The organism is Rhodococcus sp. (in: high G+C Gram-positive bacteria), from assembly GCF_049286785.1.
GTDB lineage: Bacteria > Actinomycetota > Actinomycetes > Mycobacteriales > Mycobacteriaceae > Rhodococcus_F.
Map to the genome: position 1 here is coordinate 1 of NZ_JBAQEO010000368.1, position 22,057 is coordinate 22,057.

Sequence of the window (22,057 nt, forward strand, 5' to 3'; positions counted from 1 at the left end):
TTCGACCACGCGTAGTCGGCGTTCGTCTCGATCAGTGTTCCGCGCACCCAGTCGAGCGGGGTGTCGGGTAACCGGTTGGGTGGGCAGAGCCGATTCTTCTCGGCGAGGTCCCGGCCCGTCGCCTCCAGGAAGCCGATGAGCGCGGCGTTGAACGGGATGAGCCCGGTGCGGATGGGCTGCAACGTGATGAGATCCGCCGCGAAGATCGGGATGCTCGGTGCCGGATTCAGGCCGGGGGCGGCGCAGTGCACGTGCAGCTGGCCGGGATCGGTCGGGACGGTGCCCCCTTCGAGCACGACGGCGCCACGTTCGATGCGCCGAACGTGCCCGAGTCGTACGACGTCGCCGATGCGCGTGAGCTGCGCGAGTTCGGCCGTGCTCATCGTCGGCGCCTTGTACATCGTGGGCGCGACGTGCCCGTCGACCCGGAGCAACTGGCCGCTCTCCTCGAGCCGATCGAACAGGTCCTCCAGCGACGTCGACTGCGCGGCGGCCTCCATCTGGAGGGAGAGACCTGCGATCAGGTTTCCGACCAGTTCACCACCCTGCGCGAAGTACCGATTGCGAAGCCAGGCTTCGCGGGGCTTGATCCAGCGGATGGCGTCCGGTGCCACTCCGATCTGCAGTAGCCACAGGCATGCGTCCATGGCCGTCTTGCCTGCGCCGATGATGACGTAACGCCCGGGCGGGTCGGCGACGTGTGCGAGCGCGTTGACGGGGACGCAGCGCACTCCGGGCTCGACGTCGAACGGCGGCGGAAAGGTCGCCGGTACCGCAGGCTCGAGATAGGTGGCGTCCACCAGTGCCTTGCGGACCTCGACGTCGTATCGGTCACCGGACGTGCGGGAGAGCAACTGGTGATCGCCGACGTACTCGCACATCGGGAAGTACCGCACGGAGCCGGACGGGAGGAGGTTTCTTCGCATGACGCGGTCGTAGTACGCGCAGATCTCGGGCGCGCTCGCCTGCTCGTACATGCCCTGGTTCAGGCCGTCGCGATCGATGGCGTCCTCGCCCAGCGGCAGCGAGTTCACGCCGTAATAGGACGACGGTTGGTGCAGTCGCACGAACGGGTAGGCCTCGTTCCAGTGCCCGCCGGGCGCGTGGCGACGGTCCACCATCACGACGTCCGCGTGGGAGCCGGCGATCAAGGAGTCCGTGAACGCCATGCCGGCAGCACCACAGCCGACCACGAGATAATCGGTTTCGAGGCTCTGCGTAACCATCTTTCCGCCGCTCGCTCTCCCCGCCCCACCCACCATCCCACGCGGCCACCGTGCACGTCCACGGTGATCCTCGGCCGACGGTTCGGCCGGATCAACCGGTGTCGTCGCCAGCAGGCCGGGTGGTGCTCGTCGACATCGTGACCTCTCTCAGCGAACCTCGGGGAGGAAGGCGGTCGACAGACCGTTTCCGGAGCTTCCCGAGCTGCCGAAGGGATTACCGTCCGGCGGCACGATACCGGACTCGAGCGCGTTGACGGTGCCGAACTCGACGGCCGAGGTCGGGTAGGCACCGGCGAAGGCGTACACGTCATATGCTCCGGCCGCCGCCTGGGCCGGCACCACGTACGTGATCGGCTCCTCGAGCGTCTGCCCGGCGGCCAGGTCGACGTCGATGGGTCCGAAGATCGGATCTCCGGTGCTGCTACCCGGCGTGGCCACGCTCACCCACACCTGTCCCGAATAGGGTAGATCCGCGGGTGCCTCGACCAGCCCGAAACCAAACCGTTGCCTCGCCGCCTTGCCGTGTGGGCACGGGCGACTACGCCGTCACCAGGGGCCGTAGACCTGGCTGTTCGCGTCCCGCAGGGCACTGACGTAGTCGCCCCGCTCGCGTGCGGTTTCGTCCATTCCGGACGGCACTGCGAGCAAGCCGCGTATTTGGTCGATCGAGTGGAAACCCTTGCGTCCCATCCAGTCGCGCAGCCCGTCGAGCAGGACCTCCGCATAGGCCGGCCCGTGCCGCAGCAGTGCCGAGGCGGTCATCACCACGTCCGCTCCGGCCAGCAGATACCTGCTCACGTCGGTGGCGTTCTCGACGCCGGTGGTGGCGGCAATGGAAGCGCGTAACTGTCCGCGCAACAGTGCAATCCACGTGAGTGGCACCCGCGACTCAGCGGAGGTCGACAGGGTCACGGCGCGACCCATCATGAGTGTCTCGGGATCGATGTCGGGTTGCAGAAAGCGATTGAACAGCACCAGTCCGTCGGCACCGGCCTCGTCGAGACGCAGCGCCATCTCACCGATCGAACTGAAGTGTGGGCTCAGCTTCACCGCCACCGGCACAGTCACGGAGTCCTTCACCCGCGACAGCACGTCGAGGTGACGCTGCTCGACGTCGCGGCCGGTGATGTGCGGATCGCCGGGCAGGTAGTAGATGTTCAACTCGATCGCGGCCGCACCGGCGTCCTGCATCGACAGGGCGTAACCCGCCCAGCTGCCGGGGGTGATGCCGTTGAGGCTGCCGATCACGGGCACCTCGATCGCGGCAGCGGCCCGTTCGAGCAGGTTCAGATAGCGGCGGGGCCCGTGGTCCTCGATGGCTGCGTCCGGGAAATAGGACAGGGACTCGGCGTAACTCTGGGACCCGTGTTCGGTCAGAGTCGTGTTGCGTTCCGCTTCGCGGATCAGCTGTTCCTCGAACAGCGAATAGAGCACCACCGCGCCGACACCCGCATCGGCCAGCCGGCGGACACCGTCGACGGTCTGCGACAACGGGGACGCGGCCGCCACCAGCGGATTGGGTAACGTCAGTCCCAGATAGCGCGTCGTCAGCTCCATCATCGATCCTTACGGGCGTCGGCGGTGAAGTGCTGTGGACCCCGAGCGGCCATGTCCTCGTACCGGTCCCAGCGCTGAGCGATCGCCTCCTCGGCGAGCCCGAGGAGCCGGTCGTATTCGGCCGGATCGGCGTTGGCCAGCGAGCGGTACCGCAGTTCCCGGTTGCGGTAGTCGTCGAGCGGAATCCGCGGCCGGTGCGAATCGAGAAGGAACGGGTTCCGGCCGGCAGCACGCAACAGCGGGTCGAATCGGATCAGCGGCCAATGCCCGCTGGCCACCGCGCGGTACTGCTGGTCCATCCCGTGACGCATGTCGATACCGTGTGCGATGCACTGGCTGTAGGCGATCACGAGCGACGGTCCCTCGAAGGCCTCCGCCTCCCGGAAGGCCTGCAACGTCTGTTGCGGATCGGCACCCATGGCCACCCTGGCGACATAGACACTGCCGTACGCGATCGCCTGCAACGCAAGATCCTTCATCGGTAACGTCTTGCCTGCGGCGGCGAACTTCGCGACCGCGCCGAGCGGTGTCGCCTTCGACATCTGCCCGCCGGTGTTGGAATAGACCTCGGTGTCGAGGACGAGCACGTTGACGTTGCGCCCACTCGCCAAGACGTGATCGAGTCCGCCGGAACCGATGTCGTAGGCCCAGCCGTCGCCGCCGACGATCCACACGCTGCGCCGGATCAGGTGATCGATCACGCTGAGCAGGTCACCGGTGCGGGCGGGTTCGAGCTCGGCAAGGCGCTTCTCGAGCTCGGCCACCCGTTCCCGCTGGGCCCGCAGTTCCGACTCGCGTAGCTGCGGCGCCGTCAGGATGTCGTCGACGAGGTCGGCGCCCACGGCATCCCGCAGTTCGGTGAGGCGCCGCCGGGCCAGCTCGGTGTGCCCGTCGGCGGCCAGCCGGAAACCGAGCCCGAACTCCGCGTTGTCCTCGAACAGCGAGTTCGACCACGCCGGACCACGGCCGTCCGCGTTGGTGGTCCACGGGGTGGTGGGCAGGTTACCGCCGTAGATCGACGAACAGCCGGTCGCGTTGGCGACCATCAGTCGGTCGCCGAAGAGCTGGGACAGCAACTTGAGGTACGGCGTCTCCCCGCACCCCGCGCAGGCTCCCGGGAATTCGAACAGGGGCTCCAAGAATTGCGTTCCCCGGACGGTGCCGAAGTCCACCCGCGCTCGGTCGGGCATCGGCAGGGTTTCGAAGAAGGCGACGTTCTTGCGTGCGTCGTCAACCAGCGGCTCGCGGGGGCCGAGATTGATGGCCTTGGTGATCGGGCTGCCGGGTACGACGACGGGGCAGGCCTCGACGCACAGACCGCAGCCGGTGCAGTCCTCGGCGTACACCTGCAACGAGAACCGGGTGTCCGGGAGACCCACGGCGTCCAGCGGTGCGGCGTCGAAGTGCTCCGGGGCGGCGTCGAGCCGGGACTCGTCGTAGAGCTTGGAACGGATCACGCTGTGCGGGCAGACGAAACTGCAGTTGCCGCACTGGATGCAGGTGTCGGGGTCCCAGACGGCGACGAGTTCGGAGATGTTCCGTTTCTCGTACGCGGTCGTGCCGCTCGGGTACGTGCCGTCGACCGGAAGCGCACTGACCGGCAACAAGTCGCCGCGCCCGGCCATCATCTCCGCGGTAACGGTGCGGACGAACTCGGGCGCATGCTCGGGCACGACCGGTGCCGGCGCACGCGTCGAGGTGACCAGTTCGGGCACATCGATCCGGTGCAGGCCTTCCAGGGCGTGGTCGACCGCCGCCAATTCGCGCCGCAGGACGTCGGCTCCGCGGTTGCCGTACGTCTTCTCCACCGACTTCTTGATCCGGGCGATGGCCTGTTCGCGGGGGAGCACATCGGAGATCGCGAAGAAGCACGTCTGCAGGACGATGTTGATCCGCCCTGCGAGTCCTACCTCGCGGGCGATCCGGCCCGCGTCGATGGCGTACAGCGTGATCCGTTTGTCCAGGATCTGTTCCTGAACCCGGCGCGGCAGGGCGTCCCACACCCTGTCCGGCTGGTATCTGCAGTTCAGCAGCAGGGTCGCCCCGGGGGCGGCCGGGCCCAGCACGTCGACCTTCTCGAGGAATTGGAACTGATGGCAGCCGACGAGATTCGCCCGCGTCACCAGGTAGGGCGCCCGGATGGCACGCGGTCCGAAGCGCAGATGCGACACCGTCTGCGAGCCCGACTTCTTGGAGTCGTAGACGAAGTAGCCCTGAACGTGCAGGCGCTCCTCGCCGCCGAGAATCTTGATCGTGTTCTTGTTGGCGCCGACTGTTCCGTCGGAACCCAGGCCGTAGAAGATGGCACGCACGGTGTCGGGCGACTCGATGTCGAACGACGGATCGTAGGCCACGCTGGTCCCGGAGACGTCGTCGTCGATGCCGATGGTGAAGCGGCGCCGGGGGTTTGCGCGCCCGAGTTCGTCGAACACGCCGGCAACCATGGCGGGCGTGAACTCCTTGGACGACAGCCCGTAGCGTCCCCCGGACACCCGGGGCATGACGGTTCGCTCGCCGTCCGTGTGCGCCTCCGCGAGCGCCGCGACGACGTCCAGATACAGCGGCTCGCCGATCGACCCGGGCTCCTTGGTGCGGTCCAGCACGCCGATCGTGCGCGCCGTTGGCGGCAGCGCGTCGAGGAACGCCCTGGTAGGGAACGGCCGGTACAGCCGCACCTGTACGACGCCGACTCGCTCGCCGCGCTCGGTGAGAGCGGCCACGGTTTCGGCCGCGGTCTGCGCACCGGAGCCCATCAGCACCAGCACCCGCTCCGCCTCCGGGTCGCCGGTGTACTCGACGATGCTCATCTGCCGACCGGTACGTTCGCCCAGGCGCGTCATGAGGTCTTGGACCACGTCCGGCACCCGATCGTAGAACGGGTTGACCGTCTCACGCGCCTGGAAGTAGATGTCCGGGTTCTGCGCGGTACCGCGAATGAACGGGCGCTCCGGCGACAGCCCGCGTCCGCGATGTGCCCGGACCAAATCCTCCGGCACCAGCGCCCGCAGGTCGTCGTCGGACAGCGTGTCGATCGTGTTCAGTTCGTGGGACGTCCGGAATCCGTCGAAGAAGTGCACGAACGGCACCCGCGTCCGGAGGGTGGCCGCCTGGGCGACCAGCGCCAGATCCTGGGCCTCCTGGACCGAGGCCGACGCGAGCATCGCGAACCCGGTCTGGCGCACCGCCATCACGTCCGAGTGGTCGCCGAAGATCGACAAACCCTGCGCAGCAAGGGATCGGGCTGCCACGTGGATCACGGCCGAGGTGAGTTCGCCGGCGATCTTGTACATGTTCGGGATCATCAGCAGCAGACCCTGGGACGCGGTGAAGGTGGTGCTGAGCGCCCCGCTCTGCAGGGCGCCGTGCAGAGCCCCGGCCGCGCCACCCTCGCTCTGCATCTCCACTACGGTCGGCACCGTGCCCCACACATTGGGTCGGTGCCGACTGGACCACTCATCGGCCAGCTCGGCCATCGGTGACGATGGGGTGATCGGGTAGATGCAGCACACCTCGTTGAGTCGGTAGGCGACCGAGACAGCTGCCTCGTTGCCGTCCACCGTCGCGCGTGTCATTTCGGCTCCGGAAACATGTCGATAGCGTGAACCGGGCATTGCTCGAAGCACTCTGCGCATCCGGTGCATCTGTCGTAGTCGTATTTGTAGCCGTGGCCGACACCCAATTTGATGATCGCATCCTCCGGGCAGGCGCCGAGGCAGCCGTCGCACTCGAAGCAGTTGCCGCACGAGAGGCAACGTCCCGCCTCGTAGGTTGCCTCCTGGGCCGACAGGCCGCCGACGACCTCCTCGAAGCTTTCGACGCGTTCCTCGGGTGCCAGTTCGGGCTGCCGGCGCTGCGCCGCGTCACCGAAGTACCAGAGGTGCAGCTTGTCGAATGTCGCCATCGGATGTTTCGGCGGCCGCTCGCCCGGACTTCCCCGCAGCCAGGAGTCGATGTGGTGTGCCGCCTTCTTTCCGTGCCCGACACCGACCGTCACGGTCCGCTCGCTGGGCACCATGTCGCCGCCCGCGAACACGCCCGGGCATCCCGTCATCATACTTTCCGAGACCCGCACGCTGCCGTCGCGCTCGAAGACGACGCCCGGCAGCGTGCGCATGAACGCCGACTCGGTCTCCTGCCCCAGGGCCATGATCAGGGTGTCCGCAGCGAGTGTCTCGTACCGTCCGGTGGGCTGCGGGTAGCCGGACTCGTCGAGTTCCATGACCTCCACCTGCAACTCGGGGCCGTCGAAGGCGGTGATCGTCCGCAACCAATTGATGTGCACGCCTTCGCGTTCGGCGTCCTCGGCCTCCTCCTCGTGGGCCGGCATCTGCTCACGGGTGCGGCGATAGACGATCACCGCGTTCTCTGCGCCGAGGCGGCGGGCCACGCGGGCGGCGTCCATCGCGGTGTTCCCTCCGCCGTAGACCGCCACGTGGCGTCCGACCGCCGGCTTCTCGCCGGACGCGACGCTGCGCAGAAACGACACGGCATCCACCATCGTGCCGGCGTCGCAGGTCGGGATGTCCACACGTTTGGCCAGGTGCGCTCCCACTGCCACGAACACGGCGTCGAAGCGGCCTTCCTCCCGCTCGGCCGCGAGGTCTTCGACCCGGTGATTGCTGGTCAACACCACACCGAGCGCCGCGATTCGACTCAACTCGACGTCGAGCACATCGCGGGGCAGGCGGTAGTTCGGAATCCCGTATCGCATCATCCCGCCGGGCGCGGCGCCCGCATCGCGGATCTCGACCTCATGGCCGAGGCGCGCCAGATGACAGGCGGCGGACAATCCACTGGGCCCGGCACCGATCACGAGCACCCTCTTGCCACTTCGGGTGGGCGGAGGATCGAACAGCCACCCCTTCTCCCGGGCAAGGTCACCGAGGAAACGCTCCACCGAGTGGATGGACACGGCACTGTCCAGATGGGCTCGGTTACAGACGGATTCGCACGGGTGATAACAGACCCGGCCGTGGATGGCGGCGAAGGGATTGTCTGCAACCAACTGCCGCCAGGCCTGCTCGTACCGCTGCGCCTTGGCGTGCGCCAGCCAGGCCTGGATGTTCTCCCCCGCCGGGCAGCCGGCATTGCACGGGGGCAGTAGATCGACGTACACGGGGCGTCTCTCGCGAACCGGCCCGCCGCGGGGCTGCCCGTGAACCAGGTCGGGAAGGGGCGTGACGTCCCTGGCCGGTCCTGTCGGGCCACCGTAGGTGTCCTTGTTGCTGCGCTCGTCGGCAGTCATTGTCCCAGGATAGATCCGCAAGGAGAGTTGAGGAGTGCTATCACCACCCGGCGTCCGACAAAGGCTCGTCCGCAGGACGTCATTCACTGCTGCGGTAGAGGCACCAGAACCACCACGATGCTCCGGCCAGGCACAGGCCGCCGGAGCCGAAGGCTTCCACCGCCAGAAGCATCGTTCCGACTGCGGTCAGCACGACTACGGCCGTCAACTGCAGGACGAGTGCGAGCGGCATACCGTGACTATCGACCCACTCGGCAGCCCGCGCAAACCGAATGGCTCGAGTCCGCACCGGTGGCTACGTCAGTCGCTTCGATCGGAGACGTGCGAGACCAGGGATCGGGTCGCCGCGTGAGACGCGGTCCTGCAGAGGTTCAGGAGCTGATCCCTGAGGTTGGTCGGAATGGGGCCGACGGCACCCGTCTCGATCATCCTGTGCAGACGTGTGTAATAGCGCATCGGGGACAAACCGAACGTCAGGAATATCTCTTCGGCGGGTACGCCCCCGTAGGGCAGCCATTTGCATGCAGTGAGGACGTAGTTCGTCCTGTCTTGTGGGCGCATGAATCATCCTTCGCGTGCGTGCGCTCGGGAGCGGAGCGCTCCCTCATTCGTCAGCCATTCGAGAATCGAACATTCGGTGTACGGCAGATCAGCAGTCGGCGGCAGAGACCGGAGACCGGATCGATGGCGGCCGTGACGTTGAACGATGCTTCGAAGTCGCCGTTGTCGACGCGGGTGACCTCGCCGAGTGCGAGTTCCGTGTCGCCGTTGGTTGCAGCCGTGAGGACGGTGTGGATGCGCGTGCCCTGTTCTCGCTGCTCGAGGTAACCGACGAGACCTGAGCGGTCGCCGGTGAACTCGGACGCCTGCTCGCCGGTGGAGAAGACCACCGACATCGTGAAGTCGTCGGTGATGAGGTCGAGGACGCCGTCGGGGGCATCGGAGTCCATGAGGCCGAACCAGCGTTCCAGGAAGAGGGCGGTGGCGGTGGCGGTGGTCATGCTTGTGTCCTTCGGTCTGAGGTGAACGGATCGCTGGATGCTTATGCGGTGGATGATTCGACGACGCGCGCCTCGGGGTCGAAGACTACGAGGTAGGCGGCGATCCGTCCGGCGTCGGTCACGCGCGCTGTCGCGGAGAAGTGCCCCGTCACGTTGCCCGACTCGGTGACGGCTCCGTAGACGAATTCGACGTCGTCCGTGCGCGTCGCCCGCAGCGGTACGTGACGACGTTCGGTTGTGCCTCGGTTGTCGATGTACGCCCGCAGGTCGTCGGGCCCCCTGCCGCGAGTGACTGCTCCGGGCAGGGTCAGTGTGAACGCTACGTCGGGTTCGACCATGCCGAGAGCCGCGGCGGCATCGGAGCGGTCGAGTGCGGCGTAATAGCGTAGGAGGGCCAGGTTGCTGTCGATGCTCATGGTCGAAACCTAGTTGAATTCAGTTCTGGTGTAAATGGGCGATTTAAGTTTTGCGAACTGTGGTTGCACTCACACTACCTGTACTCTATCTTACTGAACTGAAGTCAACTCAACTTGCGATCGGGCAAGTTGCGACAGGCCAGCGGAGGCTATTCGTGGACCAATTGTTCATCACTCTGACCAGTGGCATCGCGAACGGTGCCGTCTACGGTCTCATCGGACTCGGGCTGGTCATCATCTTCCGATCCACCGATGTCATGAATTTCGCCATGGCATCGATGTCCACCCTTGCGATCTACATGGCCCTCAGCGTCTACGGGTGGGGTGCCGGCGTGTTTGTTGCCCTCATCGTGGCCGTGGCGTTCGGAGCGCTGAGTGGTCTCGTGGTCCGAGAGGCACTGATTCGCCCGTTGGGACAGGGCAAGCTCTTCGCGGCTCTCGTCATCACGATGGGTCTGTCGATCATCGTCGAGCACTTGATCGGGCATTTCTGGGGTGAGCAACCGCAGCGTTTCCCGCAGCTCATCGAGGGAACGCTGACGGTCGGCAACTCCAATCTCCTGCTCCAGGACATCGCGACGATCCTCATCGCGGCCTGCGCGGTGTCCGGGATCGCGTATCTGTTCAAGCGCACCCCACTCGGCTCCGCGATGCGCGCGGTCGCCGAGTCGGCCGAGACCGCCGAGATCATGGGTATCAACGCGCACAAGGTCGCGCGGATTGCCTGGGCTCTCGGTATGGCGCTTGCGGCACTTGCAGTGTTTCTCTATGCGCCGAAGACCGGTGTCACTCCGGTGATCCTGGCTCCGGTTCTCTTCCGGGCCTTCGCCGGCATACTTCTCGGCGGACTCACCAGCATGTACGGCGCCGTCGTCGGCGGACTCATCATCGGCGTGCTGGACAACCTCGCCGCCGCATACATCTCGGCCAGCTTCCGCGACACGTTCGTATTCAGCATCGCGGTGCTCGTCCTCCTCATTCGACCTCAGGGCATTTTCGGCCGCCAAACCTTCGAGAGGGTCTGAAACCATGACCACGACACAGATCCCGGACCGGCGCACCTCTCGGAAAGGTCAGCGGCTGTACTCCGTCGGCCAGCTCGTCGGCGGACCGCTCGCCGCAGTGCTGACGATCCTCGTGCTATCGGCGGGAATCCTGCCCGGCTACAACGTGTACACGGTCGGGCTGGCCGCTGTATACGGCCTGATCGTCCTCTCCATATCGCTGCTGGCGGGCTGGACCGGCATCTGGTCGATCGGACATCCTGCGATGGTTGCGATCGGCGCGTACGCGACCGCATACGGAAGCGCTCATGGCTGGGGGATCGGTTTCACCGTCGTACTCGCGGTCGTCCTGTGCGCAGCGACGGGTGGCTTTCTCGGATTCGTCGGTTCTCGGTTCTCGGTCTTGTACGTCGCACTACTGACGCTCGCGTTCACGCTCGTCGTGCTCGAGATCATCGGCGCGTGGAAAAGCGTGACCGGTGGCGACCAGGGTGTGCCTGTCGATACGTTCGATTCGCCTGTCGGTGAGCTCATTCCATCGTCGGACGAGGTCGTCTACCTTGCTGTCGCGGTACTCGGCGTAGCGCTGACAGTGTCGGTCCTCGTGCGTCGCACCACCGTGCGGATGCGCATGGTCGCGGCGAAGACTCACCCGCTCGCGAGTAGGTCGATCGGCATCGCGCCGGAACTGCAGTCGAGTCTCGGGTTCGCGATCAGCGCAGGAATCGCGGGTTTGGCCGGCGTGCTCCTGGCGCTGTTGTCGGGCTTCGTCAGCCCTGAGGGCTTCTCGATGGTGTTCGCAGTCAACCTGATTGCCGCGACGGTCCTCGGCGGTACCGGCAGCATCGTCGGTGCCGTCCTCGGTGGCGCATTTCTGGCATTCGCTCCCACACTGGCCTCGTCATTCTCGATCGATCAGCCGTATCTCATCGGTGGCATTCTCATCCTGACCCTGCTGTTCCTGGCAGACGGCATCGTGCCGACCGCCGCGTCACTGCTGCACCGGTTCGCCCCGGCGACCCGAGCGCTGAGTCATCGACCTCTGCCGACGCTGCCCGCGGAGGAGGCCACCGGTGCCGACGATCGCGACAGCAGCGTCGACTCCGAGGCGGAGCCGATTCTGAAGACCGAAGGCCTCGGTGTGCGCTTCGGTGGCCTCCAGGCGGTTGATGCGGTTGATCTGCAGGTACTTCCAGGTGAAGTTCTCGCCATCATCGGCCCGAACGGGGCCGGCAAGACGACGTTCGTCAATGCACTGTGCGGCCTGATCGGGGGCGGCGAACTCACCGGTACGATGGAACTCGGCGGTAAGGAACTCCACGCCGTGCGCGCCACTCGTCGCCGATCGCTCGGCCTCGGCCGCACGTTCCAGCACGCCGAACTCTTCGGCGAGCTGACGGTGCTCGAAAACGTCACCGTCGTCAACCGCTGGGGCAGGAAGTCCGATCGGGAAGCGGCGCTTCGAGTTCTGGAGAGTGTCGGCCTGGCCGAACACGCGCATCGGCTTCCCAAGGAATTGCCGTTCGGTCTGCAGAAGCGTGTAGACCTGGCCCGTGCGATCGCGGCGCTCGCCGACAATCCACGCCTGATCGTGCTCGACGAACCGTTCGGTGGTCTCGACGTGGACGAACGTCAGACGCTTGCTCTGCACATCCGGCGGCTGTCGGCGTCGGGCACATCGGTGGTGATCATCGATCACGTCCTCGACGATCTGTTCGCCGTCGCCGATAGAGTCGTGGCGTTCGACTTCGGTGAACTCATCGCCGACGGCACTCCGGACACGGTGCTCCAGAACCAGAAGGTCCGTGATTCGTACCTGGGCGGCGTAAATTCCGATCTGGTTGCGCCGGAGGTCGACTGTGCAGGGACACCGATGATCGCGGTGCGCGACATCGAACATCACTACGACGGCGTGCGGGCGCTCGAGGGCATCGACCTCGACGTCCACGCCGGCGGCATCCTCGGTATCGTAGGCGCGAACGGTGCCGGCAAGAGCACTCTGGGACGAATCCTGCATGGCGACATGCACGCCACCGGAGGAACCCGGGTACTCGGTGCTTCGGAGAAGCTGCGCATCAGCCTGGTGCCCGAGGGGCGTGCTCTCTTTCGGACGCTGTCGGTTCGCGAGAACCTCGAGGTCGCCGCGTACGCCGTCGGCATTTCGGGCCGAAAGCTCACCGAACGACTCGAAGAGCTGCAGGAGTGGTTGCCGGAACGAGTGCGCACCCGGATGAGCATTCCGGCCGGCTCGTTGTCCGGAGGTGAGCAGCAGCTCGTTGCGATCGCCCGCGCGCTCATGGCCGATCCGGAGGTGCTGATACTTGACGAACCGGCCCTGGGTTTGTCCCCGGCGATGGTCGACGAGGTCTATTCGCAGATCAATACCCTTGCATACCAGGGCATCACGACGATTCTGCTCGACCAGTCGCTGGCACGCGCTCTCGGCGCATGCACCGATGTCGTCGTGCTCCGTCAAGGTGCTGTCGTCGCGCGCGGCAACAACCGCACCCCGGGCTTCGACCGGATCGCCGAGGCAGCGTACTTCGGCACGGAGATTGCCGAGCCAGCTCACGAGGTTACTCACTGAGCGCCGTGTCCGGCTTGATCTACGCAATCGGACTGTGAGAAAGGACAGTGAATGACGAACGGCTCGAGAAGATTTGAGGGCGCGATCGCTCTGGTCACCGGTGCGGGTTCCGGGATCGGGGCGGCAGTGGTGCACCAACTCGCGGGAGAGGGTGCGGCGCGCGTGTACGCGCTCGATGTCAATGCGGACGCGCTACGTCGACAGTATGGAGACGAATCCGAGACGACGGTGTCGCGGGTGGTCGACGTCTCATCCGCCGCCGACGTCAACGATGCAATTGCCGCTGTGCTGGAAGCGGAAGGCAGACTTGATGTGGTTGTCCACGCGGCCGGGATCGACGATCCTGAGAGCAAGAAGGCCATAACCGAGGCGATGGCGTCGAACAGTCCGATCGACGTCACCGCGAATCTTTCCGACACGCAGTGGCGTCGGCTGATGGCGGTCAACCTGGACGGGACGTTCCATGTGGTTCGCGCTGCGGTACAGGCGATGAAGCCGAAGGGTGGCGCGATCGTCGTGATCGGCTCGTCGTCGGTATTCGACACCCTCACCGGGTATCCGCACTATGCGGCCTCGAAGGCTGCGGTGCATGCGTTCTGCCAGGCTGTGGCGAAAGAGGTGCTGGCATTCGGTATCCGGGTCAATCTGGTCGCGCCCGGCCCGACCGACACGGGCATGGCCGCACGCACGCCGGACGAACTCAAGACCGGGTACGTCAACAACAGCATCGTGCCCTACGCCACCCCCGACGAGATCGCCGACAACGTTCTGTTTCTCGCCTCCGAGCAGGCGCGTAACGTCGTGGGCGCGGTCCTGCTCAGCAACAGGGGACGATTCACGGTCTGAGTTCGGTTCCTGCTCTTCTGCGTCCCGCCCCGTGTTTTGGGGGGCGGGACGCTGTTGTGTGTACGTGACCTCTCGGTGTGGGCGGATTCCATTGGTCGTCGCAACACCTCGAGGATGAGGAGCTGGGATGGTGGTTCGTGAGAGGGCGGCGGAGGAAATCGTGCCGGAGGTCCGCTGGATCGTCGAGGGCTGGAACCGCGTGGGACCGGGGTGCGGAGTCGGCCCGTGGCAGCATGGGACCAGCGAGAACACCACCAACGGCGCGTTGCGCCGGTACTTCCCGAAAGGCAGAGGTCTGAGCAGACACCGTCGCGCCGACCCGGTGAACCTGAGGTGTGGAGTGGGTTCGCACCTCCGTATGCGACGAACCGATGCCGCATGCGGATGTCTCGAATGCAAAGAAGCCGCACCCGGGAGGGTGCGGCTTCTTTGCGTGTGAGCCGGTTGTGCGGTCGATTCAGTAGGGGGACACGAAGTCTCCCTGGGCGACGAACTCGCCGTTCCGGACCTCGACGCGGACCACCGCGTCGGCGCCGAGGTGGTCGTTTTCGCTGAACTCGAGCGGAGGCATCACACCGGTCTCGATCGGTCCGCTGGAGGTGACTGCGGCGGCGATGGATTCGGAGGTGATGTCACCGTTGATGCCGGCAAGTATCTGCGCGAAGGCCTTCGCCGAACCGTACGTAGCGAGCGAGTAGAAGTCGGGCTTCATGCCGGGCTTGAACTTGGCCAGTGCCTGGCGGTATTCCTCTACCGCAGGGTCGTCGGCTGTGGGTGGGAGTGTCAGCGACACGGCGCGGAAACCCTCTGCGTTGGCACCGGCCAGGTCGATGAGGCCGTTGCCGACGGTCGGGGAGTACCCGTAGCTGCGGGTCTGAACCTTCTGCAGCGCCATCTCGTTCAGGTACGCGGCTGCCTCCTGGATCGGGAGGATGACCAGGACGGCGTCCGGTGCGGAAGAACGGATCTGAGCGACGAACGGGCTGTAGTCGGTGGTGCCGAGTTTGACCTCGATGGTCGACACTTCCGCCCCGCCCTTTTTCAGTTCGGCGGTGGCGACGTTCCCGACGTTGACGAACGCAGCGGGATCGTTGCGGATCACGGTGACCTTCTTGGCGCCGTCGTCGAGTGCCCACTGCGCGGCGCTGAGCGCCTGGTCCTCATAGAGGGTCTGGGTTCCGAACAGGCCGGGCCGCGCCGGGTCGTACCAGGCGGCGGAACCGCCGTAGGTACCGAAGATCGGGACCTTGTTCTGCTCGAGCACGAACGGGAAGGTGGCTTCCGAGGTAGCGGTACCGTTGGCCCCGACGATCGCCAGGACCTCGTCCCGGGATACCAGCTGCCGCGCCACCTGGATGGTCTGCTGCGGGTCGAAGGCGTTGTCGACCGAGGTCCACTCGACCTGACGGCCGTTGACGCCGCCGTCGGCGTTGAGTTGGTCGAAGAAGACCTGGGTGCCCGCCTCCTGCGGAATACCACCCGAAGCTTGGGGACCCGAAAGCGGGAGCCAGGCACCGAGTTTGATCGGGTCCCCCGGTCCGCTGCCACCGCCACCCGAGCTGCCGCAAGCGGTGAGGGCCATGGTCAGCGCTACGCCGACCGCAATGAGAGACTTACGCACTACATCCTCCTTGAAGCGAGTTCAATTCAGTTAGGGTATAGGGGAAAGAGTATGTCGGCAATCACATCGGAGAATTTTTCCGCCACGACCTGTTCCAGGTTTCTCATGAAGGGAACGTCTGCATGAATACCACTGCGCACCGGCTTCCGGGCCGAACGGTTCTACTGACAGGAGCCACGGGAGGGATCGGTGTCGCCATCGCCCACCGCCTCGCTGATGAGGGGGCCGCTGTCGTCGTGACCGACATCGACGGTGATCGGTGTCGGGAACTGATCGCCGATCTACCCGGGAGCCGGCAGCATGTCGCGCTCGAACTGAATGTTGCCGACGAGGACTCGTGGATGCGAGCGGTGGCGCAGGTGACTACGACCTGCGGCGGTCTGCATGCCGTCGTCAACAATGGTGCGATCGGCAGCATCGCGACAGTGGAAGACGAAACCCTGGAGAAGTGGAACTCGGTGGTGGCGGTCGATCAGACCGGCGTGTGGCTGGGGATGAAGCACTGTGGTCCGCTCATCGAGCGATCGGGCGGTGGTTCCGTGGTCAACATGTGCTCGATTCTGGGCACCGTCGGCGGGCTGGGCAACAGCATCGCGTACCACGCCGCCAAGGGTGCGGTGCGTTCGATGTCGAAGAACGCGGCACTGCATTGGGCGCCTCGCGGGGTTCGTGTCAACACCGTCCATCCCGGATTCATCGGAACGCCTCAGTTGCTCGAGCGCTACGAGGGAACCGAACGTCATCGCGCAATGATCGAGCACACGCCGATGGGCCGGCTGGGTCGTGCCGACGAGATCGCCGGGGTGGTCGCGTTTCTCGTCAGTGACGATTCGACGTATGTGACGGGCAGCGAGATCTACGCGGACGGTGGCTGGACCGCGGATTGAGCGTGAGCGGCAACCAGGCCCGCGTGTGCCGGTACCCCCGGAATCGCCACTGCCACCCGGTCCGCCGCAGGCGGTACTGCCAGGGCGAGAATGATGCTCACGCCGTTGAGCGCACAGGACTTGAACTGACTTCAATTAGGGAGTTAGTGTGACTGCAGACACTACAGCTGCACAACGGAGGAGCACGAGATGCCAGGAATCGATACCGACGTACTCGTCATCGGCGCGGGCATGGCGGGACTGACGGCAGGTGCCCGGTCTCTCGGCCGGGGCAGTTCGGTCATCGTCGTCGAGAAGTCCACCACGGTCGGCGGGTCCGCCCAGTTCGCCGGGTATGCCTGGACAGCGCCCTCGCACGAAGTCATGGACGAGGTGAACCCCAACGGCGACCCCGCGTTGCGCCACGCGCTCGTCGATGGATTCGCCGGCGGGATCGAGTGGATCCGCTCACTCGGCGTCGAGTGCGCGGACGCCGTGACGGTCCTGCGTTACGGCACCGGCCACCAGTTCGACACGAACCAATACATCGACGAGTGCCGCAGACGGATCCGGGCCGGCGGCGAACTGCTTCTCGGAAGTACCCCTCTCGAGCTTCTCACCGAGGACGGCTCCGTCGTCGGTGCGCGGGTGCAGCTGGCCGACGGCAGCGAACGTGACATCCGCGCTCGTGCAACGATTCTCGCCACTGGTGGATTCCAGGCGAATCCCGACGCGGTGGACGAGCACATCCATCCGGCCGCGAGCGCGATGCAGCTGCGTTCCAACCCGACGAGCGTCGGTGACGGACTACGTCTGGCCGAGGCCGTCGGCGCCGCGACCGGAAAGGACCGTGCCGGCTTCTACGGACATCTCATCCCCACCGGGGTGACCTTCCGTGACCCCTCCGACTTCGTGGCGCTGTCGCTGTACTACAGCGAACACGCACTTCTGTTCAACCTCGACAACCGCCGCTTCACCGACGAGACCGTCGGCGACCACCTGACCACGATGGACCTGCTCGAGCAGCCGGAATCCCGCGGACTGCTCGTGGCCGACGAGCGGGTCTACCGCGACTGGATTACCGGCAGCTATGTGGAGGGCGCCGTGGCGATCGACAAGTTCGATCTTGCACAACGCCGCGGTGGCCGGTGTGGATTCGCAGAGAGCCTCGACGATCTCGCGTATCTGCCCGAGGAATGGGGCTATGACGGCGCCGCGATCGCCGAGCAGATCCGTGAGATCAACGGGGCAGGAAGCACGGTGCGGCCGTCCCGCATCCACGACGCTGCACCCTTGGACAAGGGTCCGTACTACGTGATCGAGGCGTGCCCGGCGCTGACCTTCCCGTTCCACGGCGTTCGCATCGACGAGCACGGCCGCGTCCTCGCCGCTTCGGGCGGAACGATCGAAGGTCTGTTCGCTGCAGGATCCGATACCGGTGGGCTCTACGACCACGCCTACGCCGGCGGCATCGCACCGGCTCTGGTATTCGCCCTCGCCGCGGCGGACCGGGCTGCCGCCGATCGCGCAGTCGTCACAGCCTGATGCAGGCCGTCGCGGTCGCCCCCTCGCTCCGGGATCCGCTTCGCAACCGGGACTTCACAGTTGTCGTCGCGGTCCAGTGCGTCACCAATGTGTGCGTCTGGGTCTTCGTCGTTGCGGTCCAGTGGACACTCACCGTCGGCGGGGAGTCGTCGACGGTCATCGCCTCGGTCCAGACGGCGCTCGCGATTCCCTTTCTGCTGCTGGCCCTTCCGATGGGTGTGTGGAGTGAGCGTGGGGCGGGCCCCATCGCGATGCGCGGAGCACTCCTCGTGCTGGCAGCTGCGGCCGTAGCCGCGGCTGCGGTCGTGGGCATCTCCGACGTCCCCGCGTGGCTGATGCTTGCCACGGTCGCCGCGGTGGGATCAGGGCTGGCGACGATCACGATCGCATGGCAGTCCCTGATGCCACACATCGTCGGCCGGCCGCTCGCGGGAACCGCGGCCATCCTCGACGGCGCCTCCTACAACGGTGCCCGCGCGATCGGTCCGATCATCGGTGGCGCGCTGTTGACTGTGACGACTTCCGAAACCCTCTTCCTGGCGCTGGGTGTCGTCTTTGCAGCGCTGGTCGTGCCGCTCGTATCGAGACGCCGCGTCGGCGCGGCGATGCCACGCTCATCGGAGCGGATGGTACCTGCGCTGGTGGCGTCGAGACGGTTCGTCCGGAATTCCGCCTGGACCCGGCGACTCCTGTACCGCCTTTCGGTGTTCGGTGTTCCCTCGAGTTGCCTGTGGGCCCTTCTTCCCGTGATAGCCCACGAACGGCTGGGCTTGTCGTCGAGTCAGTTCGGCCTGCTGTTCGGGCTCGTCGGGCTCGGCGCCGTGGTGGGCACCGTCGCGGTGATGCCGATTCGCCGCCGGATGACGCAGAACGCGTTCATCTGCGCGGGATCGCTCGCCTACGCCCTGGTGCTCGCCGCGGTCGCGACCGTATCGAACGTTGCCGTCGTCGCCGTGCTCATGGTCGTCGTGGGAGCGGCGTGGGTAGGAGTCCAGAGTTCCTGGATGATGGCGGCCCACGGCGCCCTGCCGACGTGGATCCGCTCACGCGTGATTGCATTGATGCTCTTGATCTTCCAAGGATGCCAGGCGGTGGGATCCATTGTGTGGGGAGCGCTCTCCGATATCGTCTCACTCGAGGTCGCGTTCGCGACGGCGTCCGTGGTAATGGTCGTCGCCGGCATCGGCGCCCTGGTCAACGGGATCGTGCCGGCGGAGACGATCACCCCGACTCTCGGCGTCTCGGCAACTCGAGCCGCGATTCCGCTTTCCCCGGTGATGGCGGAATCATGCCCGGTCCGGGTGACGGTGCTCTATCGATTGCAGCCGGGCGGAGACATGTGGTTCCGGGAACTTCGCGGGGATCTCGCACACGCCCGCCGCCGTCTCGGCGCGCTCGACTGGACGGTCGACATCGGGACGGATCGCGTGGTCGAACAGTTCGATTTCCGCGACATCGCGGAGTACCGGCGCTATCTCTCCGATCGGTTGACCGATCCCGAGAGAAGACTGCTCGAGAGCATATGGGTAAAGGCGTGCGCCGAGCATCCCACCTCGAAGATCACCTGCTCCTGAACCGTTCTGGCCGTGACGGTTCGACGGAACCAAACTCCGGAGTGCCAGTGATCTATACCGGAAGTCACCTCACCCTGTGATGTATCTCTGAACGGAGTTCTTCATGCCTCGGACCAGCCGACAACTTTGTCTCCGCTCTCGACCCGACAATCAGTTGAAGACCAGCGACCTCATCATCGCCGAGACACCGATCCCGACGCTTGGTCCCGACGAGGTACTTGTCCGCAACAGCTGGCTGTCGATCGATCCCTCGACTCGAATCCGTCTGGCGGAAGCCACACCTCGGGGATACCTACCTCCGCTCGAGTTGGGCGATCCACTGACCGGCTTGGCGCTGGGAATCGTAGTGGATTCGAACAGTGCCGATTTCGAGCCCGGAGACCTGGTCTCGCACATGTACGGGTTCCGGGACTTCGCCGTGGTCGGAGCAGGCGGTGCGACCATGGGCGGCTACGGCAGCCTGACCAAGGTTGATCCCGGGGGCTTTCCGCCCCAATGGTTCCTCGGGCCGCTCGGGAGTTCAGGGCTGACGGCCTATGCGGGACTGGTCGGTGTGCTCGAAATAGACCGAGACGACGTGGTCTGGGTTTCCGCGGCGGCGGGTGCGGTGGGAAGCATCGCCTCCCAGTTGGCAAAACTGCGCGGGTGCACGGTTATCGGGTCCGCGGGCAGTCCTGCGAAAGTCGAGTATCTCACCGAGCGATTGGGGCTCGACGCGGCATTCGACTACCACGATGGCGCAATCGCCGCTCTGCTCGCAACGGCCGCACCGAACGGTATCAGTGCATATTTCGACAACGTCGGCTCCGGTCACCTCGCTGCGGCTATAGACAATCTCGGGCAGGCCGGCCGGGTAGCTATGTGCGGGTCCATTGCGGACTACGACGCCTCCGATTCTCCGTCACCTGGACCTTCCAACCTGTTTCAGTTGATCTCCAAAGAGATTCGCATACAGGGATTTCGGGCGGGGTCGTACATGCACATGGCAGACGAGATGCGGGCCGAGGTCGGTTCATATCTGTCCGATGGCCGAATGGTCCACAGCGAGTTGGTGTTCGACGGCCTCGAAAGTGCGCCGGCCGCGTTGATCGCGATGCTGGGGGGCGAGAATACGGGAAAGACGCTGTGCAGAATCGACTCCTGAGCTGCGCACCGTGCAACATGGTCGAGAGTCGATGTCAGGTGTCGATACACAGAAGTGGCAAGTGGCCGGCTCGGCGGCCGTAGGCGTACGCGTCGGGTTCCCACCGGCGACATTCGAGCCTCACGATGATCAATGCGGTGAAGTTCGAAGATGTTGATTCACTCAGTCGGTCGAAGCCGGTATCGAGCGGATGTGGTCAACCCCAGAGAAGAAGTGGTCGCTACGATGAGACGTGTCGCGCACAGCGCGGCCGCGCTCCACCAGGACGTCGAGGTGCGCAAGGGTCTCGCAGATCGCGATCATCCGGTTGAACGAGTCGAGACTCCCGAACGGCCGACGGCGCCGGGTCCACGGTAGCTTGGCGGCAACACCGGCCGCTGTCGAGGCGGTGTTCGGCGACAGTTCGCCGGCGATCTCGTCGAAGCGCTCCTCGTGGTGCTGCAACAGTTCAGCGGCTCGTTCACGAGAACTGCCGGTGACGGCGCCGTGAGCGGGCAGCAAGCGCCGATCCGGTAGCCGACGCATCAACTCGAGCGATTCCACGTAATCCCCCAAGGGCATGCCCCACGGTCCGAGTTCGAAACCGATCGACGGCGTGATGTGCGGGAGAATGTGATCGCCGCTGAAAAGCAGACCGGACTCGCTGTCGGCAAAAACATAGTGGCCCTTGGTATGCCCAGGAGTGTGGATTGCGTCGAGAGTCCGGCCGCCCAGATCGAACGTGCCCGGTGTGATCCAGTGGTCGGGGTCCTCCCAGGACGCCGCGGAGAACGGTTCGGCAGCGGTCTGCGTGCGGAGTAGGTCGGCCAGCTCGGGGGCGCCTGATCGGTGCAGTTCCCGCAGGGACGATTCCGGCACATTCGATCCCAGCGCCCTGATCGCCGCGAGACCGGGTCGCTCCTCGTCACCGAGGTGGATACGGCTGCCCGTTGCGCGCCGAATCTCCACGGCAAGTGTGTAGTGGTCGCGATGGATGTGCGTGACGTAGACGTCCGTGACATCGCTCAGTGACCGGCCGATCTCCTCGAGACCGGAATTCAATTCGCCCAATGCGGAAGGGACGGCCCAACCGCCGTCGATGAGTACGACGCCGTCGGACGTGTCGAGGGCGTACACGTTGACAGCACGCAGGGCATCGAGGGGAAGTTGGATCGGGATGCGAAACACTCCCTCCGAGACCTGTGTCGCACCGGACCGATACCACGGCACGGAGCGTTCCGTCGTCGTCGTACTCATCGATGTCTCCTCGTCGAAACGGCTACGGTCAGCGTCCGGTCCAGACCGGTTCCCGCTTCTCCAGGAACGCGTTGACGCCTTCCTTGCCGTCCTCGGACTGCAGGGCATTACCGACAGCGAGATGCTCCATCACCATCAACGACTGGATATCGGCATCGAGACCACGATCGATGCACATCTTCGTCAGCT

At 65.5% G+C, this 22,057-nt stretch carries 18 protein-coding genes and 1 pseudogene; 7 read left to right on the forward strand and 12 right to left on the reverse strand.

What is annotated here, in order from left to right:
• The 9 genes from WAW17_RS13695 to WAW17_RS13735 form a co-directional block, all read right to left on the reverse strand.
• On the reverse strand, positions 1-1,226 hold a 1,226-nt coding region (locus tag WAW17_RS13695; RefSeq protein ID WP_422333504.1), incomplete at its 3' end, for a hypothetical protein.
• 147 nt (positions 1,227-1,373) lie between these two features.
• On the reverse strand, positions 1,374-1,670 hold the full coding sequence (locus WAW17_RS13700) for a hypothetical protein (RefSeq protein ID WP_422333505.1): 297 nt from the start codon (positions 1,668-1,670) through the stop codon (positions 1,374-1,376).
• A gap of 102 nt (positions 1,671-1,772) precedes the next feature.
• Positions 1,773-2,783: a dihydroorotate dehydrogenase-like protein gene (locus WAW17_RS13705; protein WP_422333506.1), complete on the reverse strand. Its 1,011-nt coding sequence runs from the start codon at positions 2,781-2,783 to the stop codon at positions 1,773-1,775.
• The gene (gene nifJ / locus WAW17_RS13710; RefSeq protein WP_422333507.1) at positions 2,783-6,355 is read right to left on the reverse strand and encodes a pyruvate:ferredoxin (flavodoxin) oxidoreductase; all 3,573 of its coding nucleotides are present in this window, start codon (positions 6,353-6,355) and stop codon (positions 2,783-2,785) included. The genes WAW17_RS13705 and nifJ overlap by 1 nt, the downstream gene beginning before the upstream one ends.
• Positions 6,352-8,028 carry an NAD(P)-binding protein gene (locus WAW17_RS13715; protein WP_422333508.1) on the reverse strand — a complete coding sequence of 559 codons (1,677 nt, stop codon included), beginning with the start codon at positions 8,026-8,028 and terminating at the stop codon, positions 6,352-6,354. Before WAW17_RS13715 ends, nifJ begins: the two co-directional genes overlap by 4 nt.
• A gap of 79 nt (positions 8,029-8,107) precedes the next feature.
• Positions 8,108-8,260: a hypothetical protein gene (locus WAW17_RS13720; RefSeq protein WP_422333509.1), complete on the reverse strand. Its 153-nt coding sequence runs from the start codon at positions 8,258-8,260 to the stop codon at positions 8,108-8,110.
• A gap of 68 nt (positions 8,261-8,328) precedes the next feature.
• Positions 8,329-8,589 (reverse strand): DUF3263 domain-containing protein, encoded by a 261-nt coding sequence (locus WAW17_RS13725; protein ID WP_422333510.1) that lies wholly within the window; start codon positions 8,587-8,589, stop codon positions 8,329-8,331.
• 50 nt (positions 8,590-8,639) lie between these two features.
• Entirely contained in the window at positions 8,640-9,029 is a 390-nt protein-coding gene (locus WAW17_RS13730) for a hypothetical protein (RefSeq protein WP_422333511.1), read from the reverse strand.
• 41 nt (positions 9,030-9,070) lie between these two features.
• Positions 9,071-9,445: a nuclear transport factor 2 family protein gene (locus WAW17_RS13735; protein ID WP_422333512.1), complete on the reverse strand. Its 375-nt coding sequence runs from the start codon at positions 9,443-9,445 to the stop codon at positions 9,071-9,073.
• A gap of 155 nt (positions 9,446-9,600) precedes the next feature.
• On the opposite strand from WAW17_RS13735, the gene WAW17_RS13740 reads away from it, so the two are divergent.
• The 3 genes from WAW17_RS13740 to WAW17_RS13750 are packed head-to-tail and all read left to right on the forward strand — an operon-like array spanning position 9,601 to position 13,882.
• Positions 9,601-10,470, forward strand: a complete 870-nt coding sequence (locus WAW17_RS13740; RefSeq protein ID WP_422333513.1) for a branched-chain amino acid ABC transporter permease — start codon at positions 9,601-9,603, stop codon at positions 10,468-10,470.
• A 4-nt stretch (positions 10,471-10,474) separates the two neighbouring features.
• Positions 10,475-13,036: an ATP-binding cassette domain-containing protein gene (locus WAW17_RS13745; protein WP_422333514.1), complete on the forward strand. Its 2,562-nt coding sequence runs from the start codon at positions 10,475-10,477 to the stop codon at positions 13,034-13,036.
• Positions 13,037-13,087: 51 nt separating this feature from the next.
• Positions 13,088-13,882, forward strand: a complete 795-nt coding sequence (locus WAW17_RS13750; protein WP_422333515.1) for an SDR family NAD(P)-dependent oxidoreductase — start codon at positions 13,088-13,090, stop codon at positions 13,880-13,882.
• 457 nt (positions 13,883-14,339) lie between these two features.
• Here WAW17_RS13750 and WAW17_RS13755 read toward each other — a convergent pair whose 3' ends face one another.
• On the reverse strand, positions 14,340-15,503 hold the full coding sequence (locus WAW17_RS13755; protein WP_422333516.1) for an ABC transporter substrate-binding protein: 1,164 nt from the start codon (positions 15,501-15,503) through the stop codon (positions 14,340-14,342).
• Between the two features lie 122 nt (positions 15,504-15,625).
• Between WAW17_RS13755 and WAW17_RS13760 the strand changes: the two genes are divergently transcribed.
• The 4 genes from WAW17_RS13760 (at position 15,626) to WAW17_RS13775 (ending at position 20,632) form a co-directional block, all read left to right on the forward strand.
• Positions 15,626-16,390, forward strand: coding sequence for an SDR family NAD(P)-dependent oxidoreductase (locus WAW17_RS13760; RefSeq protein WP_422333517.1), 765 nt, complete (start codon positions 15,626-15,628; stop codon positions 16,388-16,390).
• Between the two features lie 189 nt (positions 16,391-16,579).
• Complete coding sequence (locus tag WAW17_RS13765; RefSeq protein WP_422333518.1) at positions 16,580-17,914, forward strand: FAD-dependent oxidoreductase; 1,335 nt, start codon at positions 16,580-16,582, stop codon at positions 17,912-17,914.
• Positions 17,914-19,488: an MFS transporter gene (locus WAW17_RS13770; protein ID WP_422333519.1), complete on the forward strand. Its 1,575-nt coding sequence runs from the start codon at positions 17,914-17,916 to the stop codon at positions 19,486-19,488. The genes WAW17_RS13765 and WAW17_RS13770 overlap by 1 nt, the downstream gene beginning before the upstream one ends.
• 103 nt (positions 19,489-19,591) lie before the next feature.
• A complete protein-coding gene (locus tag WAW17_RS13775) occupies positions 19,592-20,632 on the forward strand; it encodes an NADP-dependent oxidoreductase (RefSeq protein WP_422333520.1) in 1,041 nt (346 codons plus the stop codon).
• Between the two features lie 162 nt (positions 20,633-20,794).
• Here WAW17_RS13775 and WAW17_RS13780 read toward each other — a convergent pair whose 3' ends face one another.
• Both WAW17_RS13780 and WAW17_RS13785 read right to left on the reverse strand, forming a co-directional pair.
• A complete protein-coding gene (locus WAW17_RS13780) occupies positions 20,795-21,868 on the reverse strand; it encodes an MBL fold metallo-hydrolase (protein WP_422333521.1) in 1,074 nt (357 codons plus the stop codon).
• A 28-nt stretch (positions 21,869-21,896) separates the two neighbouring features.
• Positions 21,897-22,057, reverse strand: a pseudogene (locus WAW17_RS13785) (enoyl-CoA hydratase/isomerase family protein); the annotation flags it as partial.

Excerpts from the sequence above, each read along its gene's own strand:
- WAW17_RS13720 (WP_422333509.1), bottom strand. The coding sequence starts at position 8,260 with ATGCCGCTCGCACTCGTCCTGCAGTTGACGGCCGTAGTCGTGCTGACC.
- WAW17_RS13735 (WP_422333512.1), bottom strand. The coding sequence starts at position 9,445 with ATGAGCATCGACAGCAACCTGGCCCTCCTACGCTATTACGCCGCACTC.
- WAW17_RS13730 (WP_422333511.1), bottom strand. The coding sequence starts at position 9,029 with ATGACCACCGCCACCGCCACCGCCCTCTTCCTGGAACGCTGGTTCGGC.
- WAW17_RS13725 (WP_422333510.1), bottom strand. The coding sequence starts at position 8,589 with ATGCGCCCACAAGACAGGACGAACTACGTCCTCACTGCATGCAAATGG.
- WAW17_RS13775 (WP_422333520.1), top strand. The coding sequence starts at position 19,592 with ATGCCTCGGACCAGCCGACAACTTTGTCTCCGCTCTCGACCCGACAAT.
- WAW17_RS13780 (WP_422333521.1), bottom strand. The coding sequence starts at position 21,868 with ATGAGTACGACGACGACGGAACGCTCCGTGCCGTGGTATCGGTCCGGT.
- WAW17_RS13760 (WP_422333517.1), top strand. The coding sequence starts at position 15,626 with ATGAATACCACTGCGCACCGGCTTCCGGGCCGAACGGTTCTACTGACA.
- nifJ (WP_422333507.1), bottom strand. The coding sequence starts at position 6,355 with ATGACACGCGCGACGGTGGACGGCAACGAGGCAGCTGTCTCGGTCGCC.
- WAW17_RS13750 (WP_422333515.1), top strand. The coding sequence starts at position 13,088 with ATGACGAACGGCTCGAGAAGATTTGAGGGCGCGATCGCTCTGGTCACC.
- WAW17_RS13765 (WP_422333518.1), top strand. The coding sequence starts at position 16,580 with ATGCCAGGAATCGATACCGACGTACTCGTCATCGGCGCGGGCATGGCG.
- WAW17_RS13770 (WP_422333519.1), top strand. The coding sequence starts at position 17,914 with ATGCAGGCCGTCGCGGTCGCCCCCTCGCTCCGGGATCCGCTTCGCAAC.
- WAW17_RS13715 (WP_422333508.1), bottom strand. The coding sequence starts at position 8,028 with ATGACTGCCGACGAGCGCAGCAACAAGGACACCTACGGTGGCCCGACA.
- WAW17_RS13705 (WP_422333506.1), bottom strand. The coding sequence starts at position 2,783 with ATGGAGCTGACGACGCGCTATCTGGGACTGACGTTACCCAATCCGCTG.
- WAW17_RS13745 (WP_422333514.1), top strand. The coding sequence starts at position 10,475 with ATGACCACGACACAGATCCCGGACCGGCGCACCTCTCGGAAAGGTCAG.